The organism is Nonomuraea sp. NPDC050202 (genome assembly GCF_040656115.1).
Classification (GTDB): Bacteria; Actinomycetota; Actinomycetes; order Streptosporangiales; family Streptosporangiaceae; genus Nonomuraea.
On record NZ_JBFALF010000011.1, the window covers coordinates 83,940 to 108,813 of the forward strand.

The 24,874-nt window shown below is 71.7% G+C and carries 30 protein-coding genes; 14 read left to right on the plus strand and 16 right to left on the minus strand.

What is annotated here, in order from left to right; all coding sequences use genetic code 11:
* Window positions 1-106: 106 nt before the first annotated feature.
* On the minus strand, window positions 107-1,000 hold the full coding sequence (locus AB0I79_RS27910; RefSeq protein WP_357878468.1) for a DMT family transporter: 894 nt from the start codon (window positions 998-1,000) through the stop codon (window positions 107-109).
* Window positions 1,001-1,252: 252 nt separating this feature from the next.
* Between AB0I79_RS27910 and AB0I79_RS27915 the strand changes: the two genes are divergently transcribed.
* The 7 genes from AB0I79_RS27915 (at window position 1,253) to AB0I79_RS27945 (ending at window position 6,969) form a co-directional block, all read left to right on the plus strand.
* Window positions 1,253-1,663 carry a hypothetical protein gene (locus AB0I79_RS27915; RefSeq protein WP_357878471.1) on the plus strand — a complete coding sequence of 137 codons (411 nt, stop codon included), beginning with the start codon at window positions 1,253-1,255 and terminating at the stop codon, window positions 1,661-1,663.
* Between the two features lie 104 nt (window positions 1,664-1,767).
* Window positions 1,768-2,037, plus strand: a complete 270-nt coding sequence (locus AB0I79_RS27920) for an acyl carrier protein (RefSeq protein ID WP_357878474.1) — start codon at window positions 1,768-1,770, stop codon at window positions 2,035-2,037.
* A complete protein-coding gene (locus AB0I79_RS27925; RefSeq protein ID WP_357878477.1) occupies window positions 2,034-2,408 on the plus strand; it encodes an ectoine synthase in 375 nt (124 codons plus the stop codon). The genes AB0I79_RS27920 and AB0I79_RS27925 overlap by 4 nt, the downstream gene beginning before the upstream one ends.
* A 15-nt stretch (window positions 2,409-2,423) precedes the next feature.
* A complete protein-coding gene (locus tag AB0I79_RS27930) occupies window positions 2,424-3,578 on the plus strand; it encodes an acyl-CoA dehydrogenase family protein (protein WP_357878480.1) in 1,155 nt (384 codons plus the stop codon).
* A complete protein-coding gene (locus AB0I79_RS27935) occupies window positions 3,575-4,246 on the plus strand; it encodes a transglutaminase family protein (RefSeq protein ID WP_357878483.1) in 672 nt (223 codons plus the stop codon). Before AB0I79_RS27930 ends, AB0I79_RS27935 begins: the two co-directional genes overlap by 4 nt.
* A gap of 8 nt (window positions 4,247-4,254) precedes the next feature.
* Window positions 4,255-5,631, plus strand: a complete 1,377-nt coding sequence (locus AB0I79_RS27940; protein ID WP_357878486.1) for a TrpB-like pyridoxal phosphate-dependent enzyme — start codon at window positions 4,255-4,257, stop codon at window positions 5,629-5,631.
* Between the two features lie 144 nt (window positions 5,632-5,775).
* On the plus strand, window positions 5,776-6,969 hold the full coding sequence (locus tag AB0I79_RS27945) for a flavin-dependent oxidoreductase (RefSeq protein ID WP_357878490.1): 1,194 nt from the start codon (window positions 5,776-5,778) through the stop codon (window positions 6,967-6,969).
* A gap of 36 nt (window positions 6,970-7,005) precedes the next feature.
* Here AB0I79_RS27945 and AB0I79_RS27950 read toward each other — a convergent pair whose 3' ends face one another.
* From AB0I79_RS27950 to AB0I79_RS27985, 8 genes are all read right to left on the minus strand, one after another.
* Entirely contained in the window at window positions 7,006-7,467 is a 462-nt protein-coding gene (locus AB0I79_RS27950; RefSeq protein WP_357878493.1) for a DUF1772 domain-containing protein, read from the minus strand.
* A gap of 49 nt (window positions 7,468-7,516) precedes the next feature.
* Window positions 7,517-7,972, minus strand: coding sequence for an SRPBCC family protein (locus AB0I79_RS27955; protein WP_357878497.1), 456 nt, complete (start codon window positions 7,970-7,972; stop codon window positions 7,517-7,519).
* Window position 7,973: 1 nt separating this feature from the next.
* Window positions 7,974-8,249, minus strand: coding sequence for an acyl carrier protein (locus tag AB0I79_RS27960; protein WP_357878500.1), 276 nt, complete (start codon window positions 8,247-8,249; stop codon window positions 7,974-7,976).
* A gap of 92 nt (window positions 8,250-8,341) precedes the next feature.
* Window positions 8,342-8,794, minus strand: a complete 453-nt coding sequence (locus AB0I79_RS27965) for a DUF1772 domain-containing protein (protein WP_357878503.1) — start codon at window positions 8,792-8,794, stop codon at window positions 8,342-8,344.
* Window positions 8,794-9,729 (minus strand): NAD(P)-dependent oxidoreductase, encoded by a 936-nt coding sequence (locus tag AB0I79_RS27970; RefSeq protein WP_357878506.1) that lies wholly within the window; start codon window positions 9,727-9,729, stop codon window positions 8,794-8,796. Before AB0I79_RS27970 ends, AB0I79_RS27965 begins: the two co-directional genes overlap by 1 nt.
* Window positions 9,726-10,106 (minus strand): SchA/CurD-like domain-containing protein, encoded by a 381-nt coding sequence (locus tag AB0I79_RS27975; RefSeq protein ID WP_357878509.1) that lies wholly within the window; start codon window positions 10,104-10,106, stop codon window positions 9,726-9,728. The genes AB0I79_RS27970 and AB0I79_RS27975 overlap by 4 nt, the downstream gene beginning before the upstream one ends.
* 15 nt (window positions 10,107-10,121) lie before the next feature.
* Entirely contained in the window at window positions 10,122-10,979 is an 858-nt protein-coding gene (locus AB0I79_RS27980; protein ID WP_357878512.1) for an LLM class flavin-dependent oxidoreductase, read from the minus strand.
* 4 nt (window positions 10,980-10,983) lie between these two features.
* On the minus strand, window positions 10,984-11,721 hold the full coding sequence (locus AB0I79_RS27985; protein ID WP_357878515.1) for an SDR family NAD(P)-dependent oxidoreductase: 738 nt from the start codon (window positions 11,719-11,721) through the stop codon (window positions 10,984-10,986).
* A 216-nt stretch (window positions 11,722-11,937) separates the two neighbouring features.
* Between AB0I79_RS27985 and AB0I79_RS27990 the strand changes: the two genes are divergently transcribed.
* Window positions 11,938-12,945, plus strand: a complete 1,008-nt coding sequence (locus tag AB0I79_RS27990; protein ID WP_357878519.1) for a methyltransferase — start codon at window positions 11,938-11,940, stop codon at window positions 12,943-12,945.
* Here AB0I79_RS27990 and AB0I79_RS27995 read toward each other — a convergent pair.
* Complete coding sequence (locus AB0I79_RS27995) at window positions 12,922-13,320, minus strand: SchA/CurD-like domain-containing protein (protein ID WP_357878522.1); 399 nt, start codon at window positions 13,318-13,320, stop codon at window positions 12,922-12,924. The two genes, AB0I79_RS27990 and AB0I79_RS27995, sit on opposite strands and share 24 nt — an antisense overlap.
* 206 nt (window positions 13,321-13,526) lie before the next feature.
* Between AB0I79_RS27995 and AB0I79_RS28000 the strand changes: the two genes are divergently transcribed.
* Genes AB0I79_RS28000 through AB0I79_RS28010 form a run of 3 tightly spaced genes read left to right on the plus strand, consistent with a single transcriptional unit; the run spans window position 13,527 to window position 16,005 of the window.
* The gene (locus AB0I79_RS28000; RefSeq protein WP_357878525.1) at window positions 13,527-14,585 is read left to right on the plus strand and encodes a methyltransferase; all 1,059 of its coding nucleotides are present in this window, start codon (window positions 13,527-13,529) and stop codon (window positions 14,583-14,585) included.
* A gap of 23 nt (window positions 14,586-14,608) precedes the next feature.
* On the plus strand, window positions 14,609-15,805 hold the full coding sequence (locus AB0I79_RS28005; RefSeq protein WP_357878527.1) for a cytochrome P450: 1,197 nt from the start codon (window positions 14,609-14,611) through the stop codon (window positions 15,803-15,805).
* Between the two features lie 2 nt (window positions 15,806-15,807).
* Window positions 15,808-16,005 (plus strand): ferredoxin, encoded by a 198-nt coding sequence (locus tag AB0I79_RS28010; RefSeq protein ID WP_357878530.1) that lies wholly within the window; start codon window positions 15,808-15,810, stop codon window positions 16,003-16,005.
* 64 nt (window positions 16,006-16,069) lie between these two features.
* Here AB0I79_RS28010 and AB0I79_RS28015 read toward each other — a convergent pair whose 3' ends face one another.
* The 5 genes from AB0I79_RS28015 to AB0I79_RS28035 all read right to left on the minus strand — a co-directional run bounded on the left by AB0I79_RS28015 (window position 16,070) and on the right by AB0I79_RS28035 (window position 19,899).
* The gene (locus AB0I79_RS28015) at window positions 16,070-17,071 is read right to left on the minus strand and encodes an NAD-dependent epimerase/dehydratase family protein (protein WP_357878532.1); all 1,002 of its coding nucleotides are present in this window, start codon (window positions 17,069-17,071) and stop codon (window positions 16,070-16,072) included.
* A gap of 15 nt (window positions 17,072-17,086) precedes the next feature.
* Window positions 17,087-17,287: a ferredoxin gene (locus AB0I79_RS28020; protein WP_357878534.1), complete on the minus strand. Its 201-nt coding sequence runs from the start codon at window positions 17,285-17,287 to the stop codon at window positions 17,087-17,089.
* Between the two features lie 22 nt (window positions 17,288-17,309).
* On the minus strand, window positions 17,310-18,497 hold the full coding sequence (locus AB0I79_RS28025) for a cytochrome P450 (RefSeq protein WP_357878537.1): 1,188 nt from the start codon (window positions 18,495-18,497) through the stop codon (window positions 17,310-17,312).
* A 43-nt stretch (window positions 18,498-18,540) separates the two neighbouring features.
* Window positions 18,541-19,332: an SDR family oxidoreductase gene (locus AB0I79_RS28030; RefSeq protein WP_357878540.1), complete on the minus strand. Its 792-nt coding sequence runs from the start codon at window positions 19,330-19,332 to the stop codon at window positions 18,541-18,543.
* A gap of 84 nt (window positions 19,333-19,416) precedes the next feature.
* Window positions 19,417-19,899, minus strand: coding sequence for a hypothetical protein (locus tag AB0I79_RS28035; RefSeq protein ID WP_357878543.1), 483 nt, complete (start codon window positions 19,897-19,899; stop codon window positions 19,417-19,419).
* Window positions 19,900-20,083: 184 nt separating this feature from the next.
* Here AB0I79_RS28035 and AB0I79_RS28040 point away from each other — a divergent pair, with 184 nt between their 5' ends.
* A complete protein-coding gene (locus AB0I79_RS28040; RefSeq protein ID WP_357878546.1) occupies window positions 20,084-21,112 on the plus strand; it encodes an LLM class flavin-dependent oxidoreductase in 1,029 nt (342 codons plus the stop codon).
* A gap of 5 nt (window positions 21,113-21,117) precedes the next feature.
* Entirely contained in the window at window positions 21,118-22,605 is a 1,488-nt protein-coding gene (locus AB0I79_RS28045) for a DHA2 family efflux MFS transporter permease subunit (protein ID WP_357878549.1), read from the plus strand.
* On the opposite strand, the gene AB0I79_RS28050 is transcribed toward AB0I79_RS28045, so the two are convergent.
* Window positions 22,553-23,572, minus strand: a complete 1,020-nt coding sequence (locus AB0I79_RS28050) for a methyltransferase (protein WP_357878552.1) — start codon at window positions 23,570-23,572, stop codon at window positions 22,553-22,555. The two genes, AB0I79_RS28045 and AB0I79_RS28050, sit on opposite strands and share 53 nt — an antisense overlap.
* 167 nt (window positions 23,573-23,739) lie before the next feature.
* Here AB0I79_RS28050 and AB0I79_RS28055 point away from each other — a divergent pair, with 167 nt between their 5' ends.
* Complete coding sequence (locus tag AB0I79_RS28055; RefSeq protein WP_357878555.1) at window positions 23,740-24,870, plus strand: cytochrome P450; 1,131 nt, start codon at window positions 23,740-23,742, stop codon at window positions 24,868-24,870.
* The last annotated feature ends 4 nt before the right edge of the window (window positions 24,871-24,874 follow it).

A 24,874-nucleotide genomic window follows, 5' to 3' on the forward strand; every position in this document is an offset into this window, starting at 1 on the left:
GTCGCCCATCGGTAGTGGTGGATACCCACGAGCCTCTTCGATGGGCGACCTCGGAACCAGGGGGATCGGCGTCAGCTACGTGCCGGTGACCGGCAGCTTCCTGCCGTCAGGACCGCACGTCCTCCAGCTCCCGGGCCGGGGTGACCTCGCCCTCGGCGCGGGTGGCCAGGACGGATCCGGCCAGGATCAGCACGAAGGAGACGACGATCAGCGCGGTCAGCGGCTCCTGGAGGACGAGCACCCCGGCGGCGATCGCCACGGCCGGGTTCACGTACGTGGACACCAGCGCGCGCGACGGGCCGGCCTCCTTGATGAGCTCGACGTACACCACGAACGCCAGCCCCGTGCAGAGCACCCCCAGCCCGAGGAGCGCGACCAGCACCGCGCCGCTGGGCATGACGGTGGGCCAGGTCCAGGCGGCGGCGGGGGCGTAGACGAGCGCGGCGAAGGCGAGGCAGGCCGCGGTCAGCGGGATGGTGGGCACGTCCCGCAGGTAGCGGTCGGCGATCAGCGGGGCCACCGCGTAGGCGAGCACGGTCAGCAGCACCTCGGTGATCGACCAGGCGTCCCCGCCGTCGAGGTGCGGCCCGGCGAGCACGGCGGTGCCGACCACGCCGAGCGCCAGCCCGGCCCAGCGGGCCCTGCCGAGCCGTTCCTCGCCGCCGGTCATCCGGGCCAGCAGCACGCCGAGTATCGGCGCGGCGGCGATCAGCAGGCCGGCGGTCGAGCTGGAGAGCTGCCGCTCGGCGTCGGACAGCAGCCACCAGGGCGCGAGGATCTCCAGGAAGGCGAACGCGATGACCGGCCGCCAGTGCCGCCGCAGCGTTCCCAGTTGCCCGCCGCGCAGCGCCAGGGGCAGGAGCATCGCGGCGCCGATGGCGGTGCGGGCGAAGACCAGCACGGGTACCGACACCTCGGCCACCGCGACCTTGATCAGCAGGTAGGGAATGCCCCACATGACAGAAATCAGGGCGAACAGCACCCAGCCACGGCGGCTCATATGCAACTCCTTCCGAAATTCGCCTCGGTGGCGAATTCCTGCGGGCAGGCACTTCTTTCGAGTACTAGCACGGCCGCCCGTTCCGGGTCTTCTTCCAGCGTGCTCACTTTCGCGCGGACAGCGCACTTGACTTTATTTGCGAAGAGCGGTCAGGATCGGCATTGCGCATGTATTGGCGGCCATCCGGAGGCAGTGTACGATCTGGCCCGTGGCCCCCGCCACACCACGTCGTGAAAAACGGAGGAATGCGCGATGGCCGACAAAATCCCGAATCCCGCGATGCGGCAGCTCGACGTTCTCGTCGGCACCTGGAAGGTGACGAACTTCGAGGACGGCAAGGAGACCGACCAGGGCACCGTCAGGTTCGAGTGGCTGGAAGGCGGCTTCTACCTGATCCAGCACGTCGAGCTGGGCGTCAGCAGGTCGGTGGAGTACATCGGCTACGACCCGGAGACCGGCACGCTCAAGTCGCACCTGTTCGGCCAGTCCCACGAGATCCTCAAGTACACCTGGGAGGTGAACGGCGACACCCTGACCATCTGGTACGGCGACCCGGGCTCGCCCGCCCGTTTCGTCGGCAAGTTCAACGAGGACCGCAGCTCCAACACCGGGGCCTGGGAATGGCCGGGTGGCGGCTTTCAGTCGACCATGGTCAAGGCCTAGCCCGTTTTTCCCGTCCGCTGCCGGCGCGCGGTGCCGGGCAACCGTCCGGCACCGCGCATTCTCAAAGATGCGTCCGCCTGCGCGCAGAGGTGATGCTGCGATTCGTGGACATCACACAGGTGATTAGAGAATTCGTGGTGACCGAGTATCTTCCGGATACTCCGCCCGACGAGCTCGAGGTCGGCTACGACCTTTTCCGCAACGGGGTCGTCAACAGCCTCGATCTGCTGAGGCTCATTTCCTGGCTGAAGGATCATTTCGGCATCCCCGTCGACGAGCTCGACATCGTCCCGGAGAACTTCCGCACCGTGGCGGCCATCCGCGATTTCGTCGAGTCAGCCCTGCCGGCACCAGCAGAACGGACATTCAAATGATCATTCGCAAGATCTCCGAGGTGGAGCCGGTCGAGTGGGGGAACGGGCTCAGCCACCGCTTCCTGGTCGAGGACGACGGCATGGGGTACACGCTCACCGACACGACCGTCTGGGCCGGGACCAGCTCCCCCCTGGAGTACCGCAAGCACCTCGAGGCCTGCTACTGCATCAGCGGCACGGGCGCGGTGGTCGACGCCGACGGCCGCACGCACGACCTCGAGCCGGGCACCATGTACGCCCTCGACCAGAACGACCCGCACCACCTGATCGCGGCTCCCGGCGAGGACCTGCGCCTGATCTGCGTCTTCTCGCCCGCGCTGCGCGGCGACGAGCGCCACGCGCTCGACGAGGCCGCGTTCTCCTGCTACTGACGGATCTGATCTCGCATGTACGAGTGGAGCGAAGAGCACCGCGAGCTCAGAGCCGAGTTCGCGCACTGGTACGAGGCGCTGGCCGAGGGCCACCTCGAAGCCGACAGGGACGCCGGGCTGCCGATGCGCGCGTGGGAGCGGGTGCGCGCCTCGGGGCTGCTGCGGCTGCCGTTCCACGCCGAATGGGGCGGCCGTGGGCTCGACCTGCTCAGCACCATGTACGTCCTGGAGGGGCTGGGCGAGGGCTGCCGGGACGGGGGCCTGTGCTTCTCGATCTGCACCCAGATCGTCAGCGCCGGGATCCCGCTGCAGCGCTTCGGCAGCGCCGAGCTCAAGGCCCGCTACCTGCCGGGCATCTGCGACGGCGGCACGATCACCGCGCACGCGATCACCGACCCGCGCGGCGGGTCCGACGTGCTGGGCATGGGCATGACGGCCAAGCCCGACGGCGACCACTGGATCCTCGACGGGGACAAGGTCTTCGTGACCAACGGCCCGGTGGCCGATCTGATCGTGGTCTACGCGCTGACCGACGCGAGCCTGGGCCCGTTCGGCCTGACCGCGTTCCTGGTGGAGCGCGGCACCGAGGGTGTGCTGGCCGGCCCGGACGTGCCGAAGATGGGCCTGCGCACCTCGCCCCTCGGCGAGCTCTCCCTGCGCGGCTGCCGGATCCCGGCGGCGAACGTCCTGGGCCGGCCCGGCATGGGCTTCACGGTGCTGGACCACGTGATGCGGTGGGAGATCCTGTGCTCGTTCATCGTCCAGGTCGGCGCGATGCAGCACCGGCTGGACCGGTGCGTCGAGCACGCCACGCGGCGCCGCCAGTTCGGCCGCCCCATCGGCTCCTTCCAGATGATCGCCGACCAGATCGTGGACATGAAGATCGGGGTGGAGACCTCCCGGCGCTGGCTGTACGACGCGGCGGAGGGGTTCGTCCGCGGCAGGGACGTCACCACGGACATCGCGATCGCGAAGGTGCTGGCCAGCGAGGCGAACGTCAAGTCGGCGCTGTCCGCCGTGCAGATCTTCGGCGGGCGCGGCTACCTGACCGAGACCGGCCTGGAGAAGGACCTGCGGGACGCGGTCGGCGGCACCATCTACTCCGGCACCTCGGAGATGCAACGGATCCGCATCGCGCGGATGCTCGGCCTCAAGGAGTCACAGACATGACCGCTGACCTGGCCGCCACCGCGTTCCTGGACGCCGGCCACCCCGTGGTGCGGGACTTCGCCGCCCGCGCCGCCGCCGGCGCCGAGACCCCCGCCGACCAGGCGGTGCGGCTCTACTACGCGGTCCGGGACGACATCCTCTACGACGTCTACGACATCGACATGTCCCGCGACGGGCTGCGGGCCAGCACGATCATCTCCCGCGGCAGCGGCTTCTGCCTGCACAAGTCGATCGTGTACGCCGCGGCCGCCCGGTCGCTGGGCATCCCGGCCAGGCTGGTCTTCGCCGACGTGCGCAACCACCTGGCCTCCGGGCGGCTCAAGGAGCTCGTCGGCGGCGACGTGTTCCGCTTCCACGGCCTGGTCTCGATCCGGCTGGACGGCCGCTGGGTGAAGGCGACCCCGGTGTTCAACAAGACCCTCTGCCGGCTGTACCGGCTCAGGCCGCTGGAGTTCGACGGCACGGCCGACAGCGTCTACCACCCGTTCGACGAGTCCGGGCGGCGGCACATGGAGTTCCTGCGATGGCACGGGGAGTTCGACGACTTCCCGTACGAGCTGGTCCTGGACGCGTTCAGGACGGCGCACCCGCGGCTGCTGGACGGCCACGACCAAACCGTGAAGGGCTCGCTGACAGCCGAGGCGAGTGCCCAGATCTCGATCGTGTGAGGTTCACCTTGAACGAACGCGTCAAGTACACCCTGTCCGAGGACGACATCCCCTACTCCTGGCTCAACATCGCCGCGGACTTCGGGGCCGCGGCGCCCATCCTGGACCCCGCGACGGGCGAGCCTGTCAGCCGGGCGGAGCTCGCCAGGTCGATGGCGGAGCCGCTGATCGAGCAGGAGCTCAGCACCGAGCCGGAGTTCGAGATCCCCGGCCCGGTCCGCGACATCTACCGGCAGTGGCGCCCGACCCCGATGTACCGGGCCCGCAGGCTGGAACGGGTGCTGGACACCCCGGCCCGCATCTACTACAAGTACGAGGGCGTCGCGCCGAGCGGCAGCCTCAAGCCCAACTCGGCGGTCCCGCAGGCGTACTACAACAAGCAGGCCGGCAGGACCGGCCTGGTCACGGAGACCGGCGCGGGCCAGTGGGGCACGGCGATCGCCTCGGCCGCCGCGATGTTCGGGATGACCGCGAAGGTGTTCATGGTCGGGGTCAGCTTCCGGCAGAAGCCGTACCGGCGGGCGCTGATGGAGTCCTACGGCGCCGTCTGCTCGGCCAGCCCCAGCCCGGAGACCGCGGCCGGGCGGGCCGTCCTGGCGGAGAACCCGGACCACCCGGGCAGCCTGGGCATCGCCAAGTCCGAGGCGATGGAGGTGGCCTGGGCCAACTCCGAGCTGGGCTACACCCGCGGCAGCTCGCTGAACCACGTGTGCGCGCACCAGACCGTCATCGGCCAGGAGGCGATCGCCCAGATGGCACTCGCCGACGACTACCCCGACATCGTGGTCGGCCCGTGCGGCGGCGGCAGCACGCTGGCCGGGATGTGCTTCCCGTTCCTGCGCGACAAGCTTCGCACCGGCCGCGACATCCGGCTCATCGCCGCGGAGCCGGTCGCCTGCCCCACCCTGACCCGGGGCCGGATCGCCTACGACCACTCCGACGCGGCGCGGCTCACCCCGCTGTCGCGGATGCACACGCTGGGCCACAAGTTCGTGCCGCCGCCGGTGCACGCCGGCGGGCTGCGGGCGCACGACAGCTCGCCGCTGATCAGCAGGGCCGTCGAGAACGGGCTGATGGAGGCGGTCGCGCTGCGGCAGGTCGCGGTCTTCGAGGCGGGGATCATGTTCGCCCGCGCGGAGGGCATCCTGCCCGCTCCCGAGTCCAGCCACGCGGTCAGGGCGGCCATCGACGAGGCGCTGCGGTGCCGCGAGGAGGGGCGCTCCAAGGCGATCCTCATCGCGCTGTCCGGGCACGGGCACTTCGACCTGACGGCGTACGAGAGATACCTGAACGGCACGCTGCCCGACGACGAGCCCGGCGAGGAGGTGTTCCAGCAGGGGCTGGCGAGCATCCCGCAGCTCGCGGCGGTCGCCGGCGGGGCGTGAGAACCGGTGTGGGCGGCTCCCCCGCCCACACCATTGTCCGCCCGCGAGCGGGGCCGGCCGGGCTCTGGCCGATCAAGTTTCGCTCAAGTATCTTTGCGATCAGATTGACCGTGTCCCGCCAGACGGCTTCGAGGAGACCGTTCCATGCGCGTGGTCATCGCCGGCGCCGGCATCGCCGGGTTGACCGCGGCCCTGAGCCTGCACGCCGCCGGCATCACCGACGTGACCGTGCACGAGGCGGTGGCGGAGCTCCACCCGCTCGGGGTCGGCATCAACATCCTCCCGCACGCCATCCGCGAGCTCATCGAGCTCGGCCTGGCCGACCGGCTCGCCGCGATCGGCGTGGCGACCGCGGACCTGACCTTCCTCACCTCGCGCGGGCAGCGCATCTGGTCGGAGCCTCGCGGGCTGGCCGCGGGCTACCGGTGGCCGCAGTACTCGATCCACCGGGGGCGGCTGCAGATGATGCTGCTGGAGGCCGTACGCGAGCGCCTCGGCCCCGGCGCGGTGGTGCTGGGCTCCCCCGTCACCGGCCTCGACCACGACGCGGACCTGCTCGTCGGCGCCGACGGCATCCGCTCCACCGTCAGGCAGGCGCTCTTCCCCGGCGAGGGCGAGCCGCTGCCGGGCGGCGACGTGTTGTGGCGCGGCACCACGTACGCCAGGCCGTTCATGACCGGCAGGTCCATGCTCATGGTCGGCGACAGCACGCAGAAGCTCGTCATCTACCCCATCGCCCCGCCCGAGGACGACGGCACCCAGCTCGTCAACTGGGCCATCCAGCGCGCGGCGCACGTCGAGGGCGTGCCCCGCGGCGACTGGAACCGGCCCGTCGGCGTGGAGAAGGTGCTGCCCCACGTGGAGGGCTGGCACTGCGACGAGCTGGACGTGCGCGCGCTGATCGCGAACGCGCACCAGGTGCTGGAGTACCCGCTCGTCGACCGCGACCCGCTGCCGTACTGGTCCACGGACAGGGTGACGCTGATGGGCGACGCCGCGCACCCGATGTACCCGACCGGCTCCAACGGCGGCACCCAGGCCGTCATCGACGCGCGGGTGCTGGCGTACGCGCTGGCGAACGGCCTGGGCCTGGAGTTCTACGAGGAGCAGCGCCGGCCGGTCACCAGCAACGTCGTGCTGGCCAACCGCGGTGACGGGCCCGAGGTCATCCTGCGGCTGACGCACGAGCGGGCGCCGCACGGGTTCGGCGACATCGAGGACGTCATGCCGCTGGCCGAGCGCGAGGAGATCGCGCTGCGCTACAAGAAGCTGGCCGGGTTCGAGCCGGCCACGCTCAACGCGCGCCGGAGCTGGTCGGTGCACCCTCGGCGGCCCTGAAGCTCCGCCGGCGTCTCCTCGCCGTCGCGGTGCTGGTCACAGGGCCAGTCCGACGACGGCGCAGTTGATGAACAGGGCGAGAGTGGACAGGGCGGTCCGGATGCGGTTCCAGGTGCCCCAGCGCCGCCGCGGGTCCCGCTCGGCGAAGTCCTCGGGGAGGTTGTCCGGGTCCAGGTCCCGCACCCACCGGTTGACCGGCACGTTCTGGGTCAGCGAGATCGCGATCGTGCCCAGGCAGAGCGCGGCGGCCACCAGGTACGACACGCGGGCGACCGGGCTCACGGCGAGCAGGCCGAGAGCCAGGTCCCCCAGCGTCGTGATCAGCAGGCAGGCGGGCATGAACGGGTCGTAGCGGGTGGAGAAGAACGCGTGCGCGTGCACGTAGCGATCCGGTGGCAGGCTGGCCAGCAGCGGCCAGCCGCCGAGCTGGGTGCCCAGCAGCACCCCTGCGGCCAGGCCGTTGGCCAGTAGGACGAGCGAGACGACGATCTCCAGCACGGGCCCTCCAGTCAGCCGGCCACCTGTCGATTCCGCCTGGCGGTTTCCATCAGCTCCGCGCCGCGGCGGCTTCCACCTTCTCCTTGATCAGTCGCATCTGGACGGGCGTGTTGCGGTTGAGGCGCTCCTGCATGGTGGCGTCGTCGACCGGCGCCTCCGCCTTCATCTCGAAGTCCTGCACCCAGCGCATGCGCACGCCGCCGTCCTCCTGCAGGTACTCCCAGTAGATCCACATGTACTTGAACGGCCCGGTCTCCACCCGCTGCGAGCGCACGGTGCGGGTGGCCTCGTCGGGCCGCCGCGCCGACACCCAGCTCCACACCTTGCCGTTCTCGTCGGGGTGCAGCGCGAGCCGGAAGAGGATCGTGCCGTCCCGATCAGAAATGATCTTGGCTTCCGAGTACTCGCTGAACAGCTCGGGCCAGGACTCGATGTCGTTGGTCATGTCCCAGACGAGCTGCATCGGCGCGGCGATGACGATCTCGTTGTCGGTGTGCCCGGCCATGTCACGCCCCCGCCTTCGCCGTCAGCAAGTTGTTGATGTACGCGACGGCCTTGGCGGGCGTCGGCATGTCCAGCACGGCGTCGTCGCTGATCTGGACGCCGTAGCGGCGTTCCACCTGGCTGCACAGCTCCAGCAGGGCCAGGGAGTCGTAGCCGAGGTCGCCGAAGCCCGTCTCCGCGATGTCGCCGTCGAGGTCCGCCTGGTCGGTGTCCCCCATCTGGCGCAGGATCGCCCGCAGCTCGTTCAGGTCGAAGGCGCTCATGGTTCGTCTCTCCATTCCGTGTCCTTGTCCGTGCCGGAGTCCGGCGGCCGGGACCGTCCCAGGTTCGTGCATCCGTCTGAAGGGTTTCTCGAGCCGCGCTCGACGCCTCATGCCAGGACCACGGCGACGGCGTTCGCCGTCACCCCGAGCAGCGCGAGCGTGGTGCGCAGCAGGTGCCAGCGCCGCCACAGCGGCCTGGGGTCCCGCCAGTCGGGCGGCACCTCGTCCGGATCGAGGGACTTGACCACCCGGTTGATCGGGACGTTGCAGAAGTGCGAGACCACCGACACGCCCAGCAGCAGCACGGCGCCCGCGGCGAAGAGCAGGCCGGGCCCGGCCCTCGTCAGGAGGGCGAGCGCGATGTCGAGGGCCATCGAGGTGAGCACGATGATCGGCATGGTGGGGTCCCAGCGCCGGCCGACGAGCTGGTGGGTGTAGACGTAGCGGTCGGCCGGCATGGCGAACAGCGCGGGCAGCACGCTCAGCGCCACCGCGAACAGCACCCCTGCCACCACGCCGCTGCCCACCAGCGCCGCCACGGCCAGCAGGTCCGTCACCATCACGGCCCGCCCGCCGCGCTCTCGCCACCCGGCCGCGTCCCGGTACCCGCCGCGGAGTCGCCGTCGCCCGGGCGGGCCTCGGCGACGATGGCCGCGTCGTCGTCGCCGTGCCCCGCCGCCAGCACGGCGGCGTACGCGTCGAGGGCACGGGTGGTCAGCGGCAGCTCGGCCCCGTGCGCCAGCCCCTCCTGACTGGCCAGGCTGAGATCCTTGTGCATGAGCGTGGCGCGGAAGGCCGCGGGCCGGTACGTCCGCCCCCGCATGAACTGCGCGCGGAAGGACAGCACGGGCGAGCGCCAGCCGCTGTGGTCGAAGACGTCCAGCAGCACGCTGCGATCGATGCCCATCGCCTCGACGAACCTCACCGCCTCGGCCAGCCCGAGGATCTGCACGCCCAGCATCAGGTTGAACGCCAGCTTCAGCGCGCTGGCGTTCCCCGTCGGCCCGAGATGGCGGACCTCCTGCCCGATGGCGTCGAGCACCTCGCGCACCTCCTCCACCACCGGCTCCTCCCCGGCGGCGAAGACCCGCAGCGCGCCCGTGGCGGCCATCGCGGGGTTGCCCAGCACGCACGCCTCCACGCGCCGCACCCCCGCCTCGGCCAGCCGCTTGGCGGCGTGCACGGCGAACGTGGGCGTGACCGTCGAGGTGTCCACGACGATCGTGCCCGGCCGCAGCCGCCCGTCGAGCTCGCCGAACAGCACCTGCTCCACGGCGGCCTCGTCGGCGAGGCTGAGCAGCACCACCTCGGCGCCGGACACCGCCTCCGCCGCCGAGGCGGCGACCGTGGCGCCCGCCTTCCCCACCGGCACGGCCTTGTCCGGGCTGCGGTTGTACACGGTGACGCTCGCGCCGGCGTCGAGCAGGGCGCAGGCCATCCCGGCGCCCATGCCGCCCAGCCCGAGCACGGCGATCGGCTTCGGCTGCACGGTCACCGCTCCGCGGGGTGGGTCTGCACGGACAGCTGCGAGATGCAGCGCATCGTGGCGTCGCGGAAGTATCGGCCGAACCCGGCCGCGTCGCTGGTGTCCCGCTGCTCCTGCAGGTAGGGGGCGAGCTTCTCCTCGATCAGGTGCACGCCGCGCTGCGCGGCCATGTGGCGGGCGATGGCGGCGAACTCGCCCTCGTAGTGGATGACGCGCACCATCACGTCGTCCTTGATGAAGACGGCCGTGCCGAGCAGCCGGCCGGCCGCCGCGCCGTCGTCACCGGTGAACACGGGGGTGTCCACCCGCTGGAAGCCGGCGAAGATGTCGGCGATCTCGTCCTCGTGGCCGGGCTTGACTCGATAGGTGATGGCCGCGAACGGCATGGCGTCCTCCTTCTCTCACCCGAAGGCCACTTTGGCGATCAGGTCGAGCTGGTCCACATCGGGCGTGCAGGGAATCAGCATGAGCTCGTCGCATCCGGCGGCGGCGTAGCCGTCGATGGTCTCGCGCAGCCGGGAGTCGTCGGCGATCACGCTGTCGGCCAGGAAGCGGGCCTTCTGACCGGTGTAGGCGTAGTAGTCGAGCAGGTAGCGGGCGCCGGCCCGCTTGCGTTCCGCGCCGGGCGCGACGTAGGCGAGGGCACCCAGTCTCGGCGTGTCCGTCCGGCCCGCGGCCGTCCAGGCCCGCCGCACCTCTTCGGCGACCTCGGCGTAGCGGTGCAGCGGGGTGCTGCCGGAGATCCACCCGATGCCGTAGGTGGCGGCCCTCGTCAGCGCGGCGGCCGAGTTGCCGCCGACCCACACCGGGATGTGCCCGCGCTGCGGGCGGGGGCCGATGCCGGGGAGCGCGCCCTGGCCCGACCACACGCGTCTCATCTCGTCCAGCAGCTCGTCGAGGCGCCGCCCGCGCCCGCCGTACGGCACGCCGGTCGCGGCGAAGTCGTCCTCGCGCCCGCCGGCGGCGACGCCCACGACCAGCCGGCCGTTCGCCAGCCTGTCCACGCTGGCCAGCTGCTTGGCCAGGAGCGCCGCGCTCGGGCGGTAGCCGGCGAGCAGGATCGTGGGGGCCAGGGTGATGCGCTCGGTCACGGCGGCGGCGGCCGCGAGCGTCACCACGGGGTCGTAGCTGTCGTAGACCAGCCGGTCGAGCACGGCCAGCGTGCTGAAGCCGAGCCGGTCGGCCCTGCGGGCGAACTCGGCCAGCTCCCGGCCGTCCGCCCCGGGGACGGTGCTCGGCAGGCCGACTCCGATGTCCATCGGGTCAGATCCCGCCGTCGACGTTCAGCGTCACGCCGCTGATGTACTGGGAGGTGTCGCCGGCCAGGAACAGCACCGCGCCGGCCACGTCGTTGGGCCGGCACAGCCGCCCCAGCGCCGTGATCGCGACGACGCGCTCCACCACCTGCGGCGGCAGCCCCGCGCCCGGCTCCGTCTCGGTGAGCCCGGGCGCGACCAGGTTGACCCTGACGCCGCGCGGCCCCAGCTCCTTGCACAGCCCCCGGGTGAACCCGACCAGCGCCGCCTTCGAGGCGGAGTAGTGCACGCCGTTGACCCGCCCGCGCAGGGCCGCCGACGCCCCGATGTTGACCACCGAGGCCCCGTCTGCCAGCACGCCCAGCATCGCCTGTGTGACCAGGTAGGCGGAGGTCACGTTGTGGTCGAGCAGCCGCCGCCACTCCTCCCCCGAGATCTCGGCGAACGGCGCGGAGCCGTCCACGCCGACGTTGTTGACCAGGACGTCGAGCCGCCCGAACTCCTCCGCCACGGTGCCGGCCAGCCGGCGGTTGTCCGCGGAGTCGGTCACGTCCGCGCGCACCACCCGGTTGCGGTCGCCGAGCTCCTTCAGCTCCCTGGCCAGGCTCTCGGAGTCCTCGCCCTCGGTGTGATGACAGGCCAGGACGTGTGCGCCGGCCCCCGCGAAGGCGAGGACCGTGGCGCGGCCGATGCCCCTGGTCCCACCGGTCACCAGCACGCGCTTGCCGCGTAGCCCTTGATCCATCAGACCGTTCCTCTCCTTGCGACGTGCGGCTCTGCTGAGCCGGCCACGCCATCGTGGCGGCGGCGGCTGGTCCGTCCCTCGAAGCGCGGTCGAGAACGGCGGCCGCCCGCGGTGGCTCCAACCGGCTTCGAGCCCGGCTCCACCTCGTGATGGAAGCGTCGCCAGCGACCCGGCACGACCGTCGGCAACGCACGGGTGCGAGAAAGGAAGTTCCGAATGACGGGCATCGCTCCGGACGTCACCACCCCAGCCGGACTCATCCGGCTGTGCAACGCCTTCTGCGAATCGAAGGCGCTGCTCACCGCGGTGGAACTGGACCTGTTCACCGAGCTGCACGACAACCCGGCGACCGAGGAGGAGATCCGGGAGCGGCTCGGGCTGCACGGCCGCGGCCTGCGCGACTTCCTGCTCCTGCTGACCGCCCTCGGCCTGCTCGAGCGGCAGGGCGACAGCTTCCGCAACGCCCCCGGCACCGACCAGTACCTGGTGCGCGAGCAGCCGACCTACATCGGCGGCTTCATGCACCGGGCCAACGCCAACCTCTACCCGGCGTACGGCAGGCTGGCCGAGGCGCTGCGCACCGGGCTGCCGCAGACGCAGGGCGACTTCGAGGACGTGCTGCGCGACCCGAAGGTGCTCGGCCGCTTCATCCACATGATGGACGCGCTGACCCAGGTGCTGGGTCCCCAGCTCATCGAGGCGTACGACTTCTCCGGGCACGCGACGCTGCTCGACGTCGGCGGCTGCCGGGGCAACCTCGCCGGCCAGATCGTCAAGGCGCACCCGGAGCTGACCGGCACGGTGTTCGACCTGCCGCAGATGGAGCCGTTCTGCGCAGAGCACATGGCCGGCCTGGGCCTGACCGGGAAGGTGGCCTTCCACGCCGGCGACTTCTTCAAGGACCCGCTGCCGCAGGCCGACGTCGTGGTCATGGGTCACGTGCTGCACGACTACGACCTCGACCGCCGCCGGTTCCTGGTGGAGAAGGCCGCCGCGGCGGTCCGCCCCGGCGGCGCGCTGCTGGTCTACGACCGGATGCTGGACGAGGGCCCCGCCCAGGTGGAGAACCTGGTGATCAGCCTGGACATGCTGCTGGTCACCGAGGGCGGCTCGGAGTACCCGGTCGAGGAGCTGCGGCAGCACGCCGCGCTGGCCGGCTTCACCTCGCTGGAGGAGAAGCAGCTCGGGGAGTTCGACACCCTACTGATCTGCCGCAGAGGCTGAGGGGCCGGGGTGGCGGGGCACCGCGAACTGCGTGATGCAGCGCAGCTGGCTGGCGTGGAAGGTCTTCATGAAGCCCTCCACCGTGCCGGTGTCGCGCGGCTTGTTCAGGTAGGGGGCGAGCTTGCGCTCCACCTCCGCCACGCCCGGCTGGGCGGCCATGAACCGGATCACCGCGTCGAGGTCGCCCTCGTACTCGATGAAGCGCACCAGCGTGCTGTCCCTGATGAAGACCGCCGTCGCGAGGATGCGGCCCGCCCGGGCGCCGTCGGCCCCGGGGACCACGTTCCCCGCAGGCCGCCGGAAGTTCGAGAACACCTCGGCGACCTCGTCCTCGCATCCGCCCTTGATGTCATAAGTGATCGCCGCGTACGGCATGGCAACTCCTCGGGATCGCGGAAACGTCGTCCCAGGATGCGCACCGGGGCTCGAAGCACCCTCGCGAACCGCTCGCGAGCTTCGGCATCCGCTCCATGCCGGTTTGATCCGCCCTTGAGCCGCCGATGGGAGCTTGCCGGTAAGCGGCAGGACCCGGTCCGGCACAGGGCGGCCGAAGCAACCTGTCACCCAGAGGAGGATTCGGGATGACCACGACCTCGACCGACCGTGCCCCGGAGTCGCAGGGTCCCGGCGAGGAGCAGCAGGAGCTGCTCATGATGCTGGCAGGCAAGTGGGTGGCGGGCACCCTGAACGTGCTCGCCCGCCTCGGCGTCGCCGATCTGCTCGCCGACGGCCCGCGCGGCGTGGCCGAGCTCGCCGCGGCGACCGACACCCACGCGCCGACCCTGCACCGGTTCCTGCGCGCCGCCGCGTCCGTCGGCGTCTTCGCCGAGCGCGAGGACAAGCGTTTCGAGCTCACGCCGAAGGCGCAGTACCTGCGCAGCGACGTGCCGGGCTCGCTGCGCTACCTCGCCTACTTCTACGGCGAGACCACCGTCTGGAACTGCTGGGGCTACGCCATCGACACCGTGCGCACCGGCGAGCCGAACGGCCACAAGCTGCGTGGCGGCAAGAACTTCTTCGAGTATCTGGAGCAGGAGGCCCCGGAGTTCGCCGCGGCCTTCCACAAGGCCATGTCGGAGCTGAACGAGAGCCGCGCGCCGAAGATCGCCGACTCCTTCGACTTCGGGCGGTTCGCCACGATCGCCGACATCGGCGGCGGGCAGGGCCGGTTCCTGTCGGCGATCCTGCGGCGCTACCCCGGCTCGCGGGGCATCCTGTTCGACATCGAGACCGCCATCGCCTCGGCGCCCCCCGTCCTGGCCGCGCAGGGTGTCACCGACCGGGTCGAGCTGGTCAGCGGCAGCTTCTTCGACGAGGTGCCGTCCGGCGCGGACGCGTACACGCTCAAGGCCGTCATGCACGACTGGGCGGACGCCGAGTGCCGCAAGGTGCTGGGGCGGATCAGGCAGGCGATCGGCGACGACGCCGGCGCGCGCGTCCTCATCGTGGACGGGGTGGTCCCCGAGGGCAACGACCCGCACTACATCAAGCTGATGGACATCTCGATGGCGGTGACCAACGGGGGCCGCGAGCGGACCGTCGCCGACTGGACGAGCCTCGTGGAGGAGTCGGGCTTCGAGGTCGTCGCGATCCATCCGACGCTGCCGCCGCACAGCATCGTCGAGGCCCGTCCCGTCTGAGCGGCCCGAGAGAGGCGAGGAAGATGAGCAGCGAACAGGCGGTCCCCTACCCGTTCCCGCGCCCGTCGGCACTCGACGTGCCGGCCGAGCTGCGGGACCTGCGCGATCGGCCGGTGGTGCCCGTGGTGCTGCCGAGCGGCGACCGGGCGGTGCTGGTGACGCGGTACGAGGACGTGCGGTCCGTGCTGACGGACCTGAGGGTCAGCCGCAACCTCAACCGGCCGGACGCGGCCCGCATGACCTCGAACAACAAGATGTTCCAGGACGACAGGATGGACCCGGACCCGCCGGAGCACACCCGGGTCCGGCGGCTGGTGATGAAGGCGTTCACGGCCACGATGGTGGAGAACCTGCGCCCCAAGGTGCAGGAGATCGTGGACGAGCTGGTGACGAAGATGGAGAACGGGCCGTGCCCCGCGGACGTGTCGGAGGCCGTCGCGTTCCCGCTGTCCATCCGGGTCATCTGCGACCTGCTGGGCGTGCCGACGGAGGATCAGGACCGCTTCCGCGGCTGGACCGACCGGTTCCTGTCCACCGGCAAGTACTCGGGCCCGGAGATCGGCGCGGCGATGGCCGAGCTGGGCCAGTACATGGGCCGGCTGATCGAGAGCAGGCGGGCGGATCCCCGTGACGACCTGATCAGCGCGCTGACCCAGGTCCACGAGGACGACGACACCCGGCTCAGCGAGTACGAGCTGCACTGGTGGTGCCGGCTGCTCCTGCTCGTCGGCTACGAGACCACGGCCAGCCAGATCGGTTACATGGTGGCCAAGGTGCTGGCCCATCCCGACCAGCTCGCCCGGCTGCGCGCGGACCTGTCGCTGGTGCCGGCCGCCGTCGAGGAGGTGCTGCGCTGGAAGCTGCTCAACGGCTCGTTGTCGATGCTGCGCTACGTCACCGAGGACATCGAGGTCGGCGGGGTGACGGTGCCCAAGGGGACCAGCATCATCCCGGCCGTCGAGTCGGCCAACTGGGACGAGAGCGTGTTCTCGTGCCCGGGCGAGTTCGACGTCGCGCGGACGTACAACTACCACCTGACGTTCAGCGTGGGACCGCACTTCTGCATCGGCGCCTCGCTGGCGCGGCTGGAGCTGGGGATCGTGCTGGAGACGCTGCTGCGCAGGCTTCCGGACCTGCGGCTGGCCGTCCCCGCGGACGAGCTGGGGCGCAGCGAGGGCACGCTGATCGGGGGGCTGCTCGAGATCCCGGTGGAGTGGTGAGCATGCGCGTGACGGTCAACCGCGACACCTGCTGCGGCAGCGGCCTGTGCGTGGTCGCGGTGCCGCAGGTGTTCGGCCACGACGACGAGACCGTCGTCGTGGTGAACGAGCCGGAGCCGCCGGCCGCGCTCGCGGACCTCGTCCGCGAGGCGGCCCGGCGCTGCCCGACCGGGACGATCCTGCTGCTCGACGACGAGTGACACGACGCGGGAGAGCCGCCGGCGGACTGTGTCCGCCGGCGGCTCCTTCGCGTCGTGCCGTCCGTCAGCCCGCCAGGAGCTTGGCCTCCACGTCCGGGTCCAGGTCGACCAGTTCGTGTGCCACGCGGTAGCGCGACTGGGAGCCCTCGGGGACGTCCCCCTCCACCGCGCGCAGCCAGGCCCAGGTGTCGGCCACCGTCTCCTCGACGGGACGGCAGCGCAGCCCGGCGGCCACCGCCTTGGACACGTCGGTCCTGTGCAGCAATTCGTGCATCTCGCCGGGCGGCAGCCAGCCCGGCAGGCCGGTCCAGGGCCGGATCCCCGCCTTCAGGATCGGCTCGGGGTCGATCCAGCGCAGCTCGGCGCCGGCGCCGGTGACCTCGACGCAGGCGGTGAGGAAGTCCTCCGTCGTGGCGTGGCCGGGCGGGCACACCAGGTTGTAGGCGCCGTGCAGGTGGTTCCGCGCGGCGTCCAGGATCCAGGTGGCCAGGTCGCGGACGTCGATGTACTGCAGCGAGGCGGTCCGCGGCCCCGGCGCGAGCTGGAGGCCCCCGCGGGCGGCGCGGCGCAGCCACCACGGCACCCGTCCGGAGTTCTCCCTGGGGCCGAAGATCAGCCCTGGCCGCACGCGCAGGGCCCGGCCGCCGAGCGCCTGCTCCGCGGCCACCTCCCCGCCCGCCTTGGCGTTGCGGTAGTCGGTGTCGCCGTCGTCCGGCGAGCCGGCCACCACCGGCCGCTCCTCGGTGAGCGGCGCCGGGACGGGGAAGTCGTAGATTCCGCGGCTGGAGACGTAGGTGTAGTGGCCGATGCGGCCGTCGAGCAGCCGCAGCGTGTCGCGGACCACCTGCGGTGCGCCGGACCACGTGTCCACCGCCACGTCCCACTCGCCCTTCTGGAGCGGCGCCATGCCGTCCGGGAGGCTGCGGTCGCCGTGGAGCGCCTCGACGCCGGGCGGCGGCGCGTGCCGCCCCCGGTGGAACACCGTGACGTCCCAGCCTCTGGCCACCGCCGCCTCGCTCACCGCACGGCCGACGAACTCCGTACCGCCGAGCAGGAGTACGCGCATCTGATTCCTTTCTCTTCAGCCTGCGCTGCGGCCGACCCGCAGCGCCCCGGACGGGCAGAGGCGCTCCGCGCGGAGGGCCTTGTTCCGCGCGTCCCCGGAGGGCTCCGCGGTCAGCACCACGACCAGGCCGTTCTCGTCCTGGTCGAAGATGCCGGGTGCGGTCAGCGCGCACATGCCCGCGCCGATGCACACCTCCTGGTCCCCGTGGACCTCCATCTGCCTGCCTCCTCCCTCGCGCTCACCAGGTGACCGGCAGCGCGTCGATGCCCTGGATCGCGCCCGGCGGGCGGGCGGCCAGCTCGTCCGCGGGCACGGTCATGCGCAGCGTCGGGATGCGCTGCCACAGCGCCGTCAGCGCGATCTGCAGCTCCAGCCGCGCCAGGTTCTGGCCGAGGCACTGGTGGCGGCCGTAGCCGAAGGCGATGTGGCCGCCGGCGTCGCGGCCGGCGTCGAACGTGTCCGGGTTCTCGAAGACCTCCGCGTCCCGGTTGGCGAGCGAGCCCGGGATGAGGACGCCCTCCCCCGCCTTGATCACCTCACCGTCGATCTCGATGTCGGCGGTGGCGACCCGGATGTTGGCACTGTCGGCGATCGACTGGAAGCGCAGCAGCTCCTCCACGGCGGGCACGATCGCCTCGGGATCGGCCCGGATCGCGGCGAGCTGGTCCGGGTTCTCCATGAGCGTGACCGCGCCGAGGGAGATCATCGCCGCGGTGGTCTCGTGCCCCGCGATGAGCAGCGACATGGCCGCCAGCGCGAGGTCGTCGTCGGGGATCCGGCCGGTGCCGGCCAGTCGCCCGATGAGACCGGCACCGTCCGGGGTCTTCTTGTACTCGGTGACCAGGTGCTCGAAGTAGGCCAGCAGCTCGGCGCCCGCCTGGCGGCCCTCCGCGGTGGAGAAGGTCCGCACCAGCCGCCGGATGGCGTCCTGGAAGAAGTCGCGGTCCTCCCAGGGGGCACCGAGCAGGCGGCAGATGACCCGGAAGGGCACCGGCAGGGCGAACTCCCGGTACAGGTCGGCCGGCGGGCCGTGCTCCAGCATCTCGTCAAGGGCCTCGTGCACGATGCGCTCGATGTCGGCCCGCCGCTCGCGCACCTTCTTCAGCGTGAAGTCCGGCAGGAACATGCGGCGCTGGATGTCGTGCTCGGGCGGGTCCATCCCGATCAGGGCCTGGCGCTTGCGCTCGGTCAGCAGCTCCACCTGCACCGAGATGACCGGGAAGCCGGGACGCCTGCGGTCGGAGGACAGCCTCGGGTCCTTCAGCAGCGTCCTGGCCTGGTCGTACCGGGTCACCAGCCAGGCGAGCTGCCCGGCGTAGGTCGTCACCCGGCGCAGCGCCGGGCCCTGCCGCAGCTCCGCGTACGCCGGGGGTGGAAGGTGCGGGCAGACGCGGGCCTGGGGGAAGGCGGGCGGTGCTGTGGTCATCGCTTCTCCTGCTCGTGTCCTGAACAACCGGCCGGCGAGCGCATCAGTGTCCCCCGGCCACGTAGATCACCTGGCCGCTGACGTTCCCGTTGGCCTCCGAGCTCAGGAACAGCACGGTGTTGGCGACGTCCGCGGGCGTCGACACCTTGCCGACGGGGCGGTCCTGGTTGAGCATGCGCTTGATCTGCACGTCGTCGAGGCCGGCGAACGCCGCCTGCTTCTCCGCCGGGAACCGCCGCAGGAAGCCCCTGCTCACCGTGGCGCCGGGGGCGACCACGTTGACGAGGATGCCGTCGGGGGCCAGCTCGGTGGCGAGCGTGCGGCCGAGGCCGTGCAGCGCCGTCTTGCTCGCCACGAAGGCCTCGTCGCCGGTGGCGCCGCGGGTGACGATGTTCGCCGAGATGAGGATGATGCGGCCCCATCCCTGCCGCTTCATGGCCGGCAGCGCGGCCTGCACCGTGTGGAAGGATCCCTCGACGTCGGCGCGCAGCAGCGGCACCCACTCCTCGGGCGGGACGTCCTCGAAGGGCACGGGAGTGGTGCGGGTGCCCTCCTGCGCGGAGGCGCTGAGCACGAGGACGTCGAGCCGCCCCCACTCGTCGAGGACGGCACCCACGGCCGAGCGGATGGAGGCCGGGTCGGTGAGGTCGTACTTCACCACCAGCGCCTTTTCCTCACCGATGGCGCGCGCCAGCTCCTCCGCGCGGCCCGCGTTGTGCCGGAAGGTCAGCGCGACGCGGGCGCCTTCGGCCGCGAACGCCTCGGCCATGGCGGCTCCGATGGATCCGCTGCCTCCGGTGACCAGGACGACCTTGCCGGCGAGTCCGAGTTCCATGCTGGCTCCCTTCAGTGTGTAGCGTCGCGGTCGGGCGTCGATGTCGGCTCGAATCCGACTGAAGCCGGCGAAACGTGCACGGCGTCAGTAACGGGTCCCGGCGGTGGCGCTCTGGACCACCTGGAGCTGGTTGCCCTCGGTGTCGAAGGCGGTGCCCGTCCCCGACGCCGTCCAGGAGGCGGCCGAGGTGAACCGGCCGGCCTGCTGCACGCGTACCTCGCCGATCCAGCTTCCGTCGTCGTCGGCGTACATGAAATGGCGGAAGGTGAACTCGAAGCCCTGCGCGGTGGTGCGCCAGGAGCCGAGGCTCAGGTGACCCGCCCCGGTCGTGGTCGCCACGCAGATGCGGTCGGCGGTGAAGGCGAACAGGCCCGACTCGCCCGGCCTGTTCGGGATGGCGAAGGTCACCTGCACGGCCCAGGTGCCGAGCAGCGGGCTGAGCCGGCTCTCGCCGGTGTCGGTGTCGGCGGCGGCGGCCGTCGTGCCGCCGAGCAGGCCGAGGCCGACCAGCGGGGCGAGAGTGCCGCCGCGGCTGAGCAGGCTGCGGCGGTTCAGTTCCGTTCTCATGGCGGGCTCCTTCCGAGCTCCAGGGGGTTCTCCTTTATCCGGCGCCCTGCTCGAGCGGCGGTCCAACCTGGGTCGGCCGCCGCTCGGCCGCTGCCTGCTCCGTCTTCGAGGCGCACCTGTGAGCCTGGGCGCACAGGCACGGCCCTGCCTTACGGACGGGCCTCGCAGAAGGGACAACCCTGGCATGAAGCTCGGTGTCAACCTCTCCTACCTCGACGGGGTGGAGGTCGCGCGGGAGGCCGAACGGCTCGGCTACGACGTCGCGGTCGTCCCCGAAGGGTTCCGCGCGGACGGCGCGACCGTCCTCGGTGCCGTGGCCACCGCGACCACCCGGATCGGCCTGGCCTCCGGCGTCTTCCAGATCCCCGGCCGCACGCCGGCGATGACCGCCCTGACCGCCTCGACGCTCGACGCCCTGTCAGGGGGCCGGTTCCGGCTCGGGCTGGGGGTGTCGAACCCGGACATCTCGGAGGGCTGGCACGGCGTGCCGTTCCGTCGGCCGCTGGCCAGGGCCAGGGAGTACGTGGACATCGTGCGCCGCACGCTGGCCCGCGAGCCGGTCACCCACGACGGCGCCCACTACCGGCTGCCACCGGAGGGCTGCGCGGCGACGCCGCTGCGCCTGTACAGCGAGCCGGTGGCCGAGCGGATGCCGATCTATCTCGCCGCCGTCGCGCCCGGCGGCCTGGAGCTGGCCGGTGAGATCGCCGACGGCTGGCTGGGCGCGTTCTCCCCGCCGGACGAGCTGCCCAAGACCATCGAGTCGCTGCGCGCGGGACGGCTGCGCGCCGGGCTGCCGCTGGCCGGGTTCGAGGTGTCGTGCGGGGTGCCCATGGCGCTGGGCACCGACGTGGAGGCGGCCGCCGCGCCGATCAGGGGGTACCTGTCGCACTTCCTCGGCATGGGCGGCCGCAGCCGCAACGTCTACCTCTCGCTGTTCGAGCGGATGGGGTACGGCCGCCAGACCGGTGTCGTGCACGAGCGCATGGCCGCGGGCGACCCGCAGGGCGCCGCCGCCGCGGTCCCGGCCGGCCTGGTGGACCGCATCTCGCTGCTCGGCACGCCGGACCGGATCGCCGCCAGGATGCGGGCGTACGCCGATCAGGGCATCACCACGCTGGTGATCTCGCCCTTCGGCGGCACGACCGCCGAGCGGCTGCAGATTCTCCGGATCGCCGCGACGGCGCTCGGCCGCGCCGGGCTCGCGGCCTGACCGCCATGGACGCCGGCGGAAGGACGCGACGGTGGGGCGCGGCGCTGCGAGGGCTGCGCGGCAACCCGTGGGCGGTCATGACGACCACCTGCCTCGGATACTTCATCACGATCCTGAACTCCACGTCGGTCAGCATCGCCGTCCCCGAGATCCAGGCGGGGCTCGGCGCCGGCCTGAGCGAGGTGCTGTGGGTCGTCGGCGGTTACGTGCTGGCGCTCGCCGTGCTGACCGTCACCGCCGGCCGGCTGGGGGACGTGGCGGGCCCGCGCAACGTGTTCCTGGCGGGGATGGCGGTCTTCGCCGTCGCGTCGGCGCTGTGCGGGCTCGCCCAGTCGCCGTGGCAGCTCATCGGCGCCCGGCTGCTCCAGGGCGTCGGCGCCGCGCTGATCATCCCGCAGACGCTGACGATGATGACCCTCGTCTTCCCGCCGGAGCGGCGCGGGCGGGCAAGCGCGGTGTGGGGGGTCACCGCCGGGCTCGCCGGCGTGGCCGGCCCGACGCTCGGCGGCCTGCTGGTCTCGACCGCCGGATGGCGCTCGATCTTCGTGGTCAACCTGCCGGTCGGCGTGCTGATCGTGGTGCTCACCCTGCTGGTGGTGCCGGCCGGGCACGCCCGGCAGGCCAGGCGGCTGAACGGGCTGGGCGCCGCCCTGGCCGGCGCCGGGCTCGGCGCGATCACGTTCGGCCTGCTGGAGGGCAGGCACTACGGCTGGGGCACGGTCGTGTCGTTCGTGACCGTGCCGATGGTCATCGTGGCGGGGTTCGTGCTGCTGGCCGGGTTCGTGGTCCACCAGCACCGGGCGCGCGAGCCGCTGGTGCCGACGCGGCTGTTCGCCGACCGCACGTTCACGGTGATGACCGTCTCGATGGCGATCGTGTCGATGTGCGTGATCACGCTCTCCCTGACCATGACGCTCTACCTGCAGTCGGTGCTCGGCATGACGGCCGCGCAGGCCGGGCTCACGCTGGCGCCGTGGGCGCTGGGCATGACGTTCGGGTTCCCCGTCACGGGCCGCCTGGTGGACCGGTTCGGCGGTGAGCGGGTGCTGCTGGGCGGGCTCACCGTGTACGCCGCCGCCCTCGTCGCCGTCGGGCTGCTGTGCCGGCCGGGAGTCGGCGGGCACGTGCTCGTGGTGCCGCTCGCGGTGGCCGGGCTGTCGCAGTCGGCGGCGTTCGGCCCGATCACCTCGCTGGCGATGCGGGACGTCGGCGCCGACCTGGCGGGGGCCGCGTCCGGGGTGTTCAACACGATCCGCCAGACCGGCACGCTCGTCGGCGTCTCCGTGCTGGGCACGGTGCTGCAGGCGCGGCTGGACGCCGTCACCGCGTCGCCCCACGGGGCCGCCTTCGGCGACGCAGTCAGGTTCACGCTGTCCGGGTGCGCCGCGAGCGTGATGCTCGCGGCGCTGGCCTGCTACCTGAACGGGCGGGCGCGCACGGTCAGTGCGGAACCCGCGCCACGGCCAGATGCAAGTCGGTCCCCGTCGGCGTGATCCCGTCGAACTCCAGACCGGCCCGCTCGAACAGCGCGGCGTAGTCCTGCTCGGTACGCTCCCTGCCGCCCATGACCAGCAGCATGTGCAGGTCCATCGACGGCACGAACTTGCTCTCCGGCGGATCCTGCAACAGCGGGTCGGCGATGACGATGCGCGCCCCCGGCTTCGCCGAGGCGGCCACGTTGCGCAGGATCCGCTCGCAGTCGTCGTCCTCGTACATGTGCAGCGTCAGCTTGAAGACGTACAGGTCGGCGCTGAAGGGCACCTCCCGGAAGTAGTCGCCGGTCACCAGGGCGCAGCGGTCGGAGAACGGGCCGGACAGCAGCTCGTCGTCCACCACGGCCAGCGTGGCCTCGATGTCGAACCAGACGCCCGACAGGTGCGGGGCGTGGTCGAGGATCGCCCGCAGCAGTGTCCCCTCCCCCGCGCCCATGTCGGCGACCGTGTGGACGCCGTCCAGGGGCAGCGCGTTCACCAGCTTCGGGTTCATCTGGTCGGACCAGGACGTCATCCCGCGGAACATCCGCGCCTGCGCCTCGGGGTGGTCCTTGAGGTAGCCGAAGAAGTCGGTGCCGAAGACGTCGGGGAACAGGCACTTGCCGGCGCGTACGGCGTCGGCGAGCTTGCCCCACATCACCCAGCCCCAGTCGGACGGGGTGAGCAGGGTGTGGATCAGGCCGCCCGGGGCGTCCCTGCGCATGGCGCGGGACATGTCCGTGTGCCTGTACACGTCGGGGGTCACCTGCTCGAAGATGCCGTACGCGGCGAGCGCGCGCAGCAGGCGGGCCAGTGCCTTCGGCTCGGCCCCCACCCCCGTGGCGATCTCGGCGACCGGCGTGGGCCCGTCGCCGACCGCGTCCGCCAGCCCCAGCTCGGCCGCCGCCCGCACGATCGCGGCGTCGTGCACCGAGTTGGACAGACGGCGAACCCTGGCCGCGGGAGACGGTTCCGTTTTGCTGCTCATTTCCGCTTCCTCTCACCACCCGGTGGACGATGTGCCGCCTCATGCTGTTCTCGGCCGCTCGAACACCGAGCGAGACCAGGACGAGAGTCCAGCGCCGCTTGCGGGCGCCTTGAGCCCTGGCGCCCATCGTCGTCGGTGATGACTTCTCGGAGAGCAGGAGACCACCGATGACGCTCAAGTTCCCGTTCGACTGGCCGCCCGGGGCACAGCCGCCGGAGGAACTCACCAAGCTCCGGGACGAGCCGGTGGTGCGGGCGGTCATGCCGAGCGGCGACCCGGTCTGGCTGGTGACGCGCTACGCGGACGTCCGGGCGGTGCTGTCGGACCGGCGCCTGAGCCGTAACCGGGAGCGCCCCGGCGCGCCACGCATGACCGCGGCGCCGAGGACCAAGATGTTCCAGAACCCGAAGATCGACCGGGATCCGCCGGAGCACACCCGCATGCGCCGGCTGATGACCAAGGCGTTCACCCCGGCGCGGATCGAGCGGCTGGGCCCGTACGTCGAGGAGGTGGTGGCGGAGCTGCTGGACCGCTGGCGCAGGCCGCCGGTGGACCTCGTCGCCGAGTTCGCCCTCCCGCTGACGCTGCGGGTCATCTGCCGCCTGCTCGGCGTGCCGGTGGCCGACCAGGAGCGCTTCCGCACCGGCGTGGGCCAGGCGTGGCAGTACATCGGCGAGCTGATCGAGGCCAAGCGGGCGAACCCGGGCGACGACCTGATCAGCGAGCTGATCGAGGTGCACGACGACCAGGACGGCCGGCTGAGCACGCACGAGCTGCACGTCTGGTGCACGGTGCTGCTGATGGCCGGGCACGAGACCACCGCGGCGCAGATCGGCAGCGGGGCGGTGCTGCTCATGAGCCACCCCGACCAGCTCGCCCTGCTGCGCGCGGAGCCGGAGCGCATCCCCGGCGCGGTCGAGGAGCTGCTCCGCTTCCAGGTGGCGGGCCACTCGCTGTCGATGCTGCGCTACGTCACCGAGGACATCGAGATCGGCGGGGTCACGGTGCCGGCCGGCTCCGGCGTGGTGCCGGTGCTGGAGTCGGCCAACTTCGACGAGTCGGTCTTCCCCGACGCCCTGCGCCTCGACATCACCAGGGACGCGCGCGACCAGATCGCGTTCAGCGCCGGACCGCACTACTGCCTGGGGGCGGCGCTGGCCAGGCTCGAGCTGCGGATCGCGTTCGCCGCACTGATCCAGCGCTTCCCCGGCCTGCGGCTCGCGGTCGACGTCGACGAGCTCAGGCACCACGACAACCCGCTCGAACTCGGCTTCGTCGAGGTTCCCGTCACCTGGTGACCAG